Consider the following 1,197-nt stretch of genomic DNA (forward strand, 5'->3'; position numbering starts at 1 on the left):
ACCATGGCCAAAGAGAAGTTTGCCCGCACGAAGCCGCACTGCAACATCGGCACGATCGGTCACGTCGACCACGGCAAGACGTCGCTGACGGCGGCGATCACGAAGGTCTTGGCGGAGTCCGGCGGGGCGACGTTCACGGCCTACGACCAGATCGACAAGGCTCCGGAGGAGAAGGCGCGCGGGATCACGATCTCGACGGCGCACGTGGAGTACGAGACGACGAACCGGCACTACGCGCACGTCGACTGCCCCGGTCACGCCGACTACGTGAAGAACATGATCACGGGCGCGGCGCAGATGGACGGCGCGATCCTGGTGGTGTCGGCGGCCGACGGCCCGATGCCGCAGACCCGCGAGCACATCCTGCTGGCGCGCCAGGTCGGCGTTCCGGCGCTGGTGGTGTTCCTCAACAAGGTCGACCTCGTCGACGACGCCGAGCTGCTCGAGCTCGTCGAGATGGAGGTGCGCGAGCTTCTGTCGAAGTACGACTTCCCCGGCGACGACATCCCGATCACCAAGGGCTCGGCCAAGGTCGCGCTCGACAACGGCGACAAGGCGGTCGGGCACGACGCGGTGCTGGCGCTGATGAAGACGGTGGACGACTACATCCCGCAGCCGGAGCGTCCGATCGACATGCCGTTCCTGATGCCGATCGAGGACGTGTTCTCGATCTCGGGCCGCGGCACGGTGGTGACGGGCCGGGTCGAGCGCGGCATCGTCAAGGTCGGCGAGACGGTGGAGATCGTCGGCATCCGCGACACCCAGACCACGACGGTCACGGGCGTCGAGATGTTCCGCAAGCTGCTCGACCAGGGCCAGGCGGGCGACAACGTCGGCGTGCTGCTGCGCGGCACCAAGCGCGAGGACGTCGAGCGCGGCCAAGTCGTGTGCAAGCCGGGCTCGGTCAAGCCGCACACCAAGTTCAAGGCCGAGGCCTACATCCTGACCAAGGAGGAGGGCGGGCGCCACACGCCGTTCTTCACCAACTACCGGCCGCAGTTCTACTTCCGCACCACCGACGTGACCGGCGTGTGCGTGCTGCCCGAGGGCACCGAGATGGTGATGCCGGGCGACAACGTGACCATGGACGTCACGCTGATCGTGCCGGTGGCCATGGAGGAGAAGCTGCGCTTCGCCATCCGCGAGGGCGGCCGAACCGTCGGCGCCGGCGTCGTCGCCGCCATCAACGCGTAGTCG

1 protein-coding gene is annotated in these 1,197 nt (G+C 67.6%); it reads left to right on the top strand.

The genetic code is table 11. The annotated features are described in order from the left end of the window. Positions 1-3 precede the first annotated feature (3 nt). Positions 4-1,194, top strand: coding sequence for an elongation factor Tu (gene tuf, locus MKK64_RS10690; RefSeq protein WP_147729937.1), 1,191 nt, complete (start codon positions 4-6; stop codon positions 1,192-1,194). The last annotated feature ends 3 nt before the right edge of the window (positions 1,195-1,197 follow it).

This window comes from Methylobacterium sp. E-025, from assembly GCF_022829705.1.
Classification (GTDB): domain Bacteria; phylum Pseudomonadota; class Alphaproteobacteria; order Rhizobiales; family Beijerinckiaceae; genus Methylobacterium.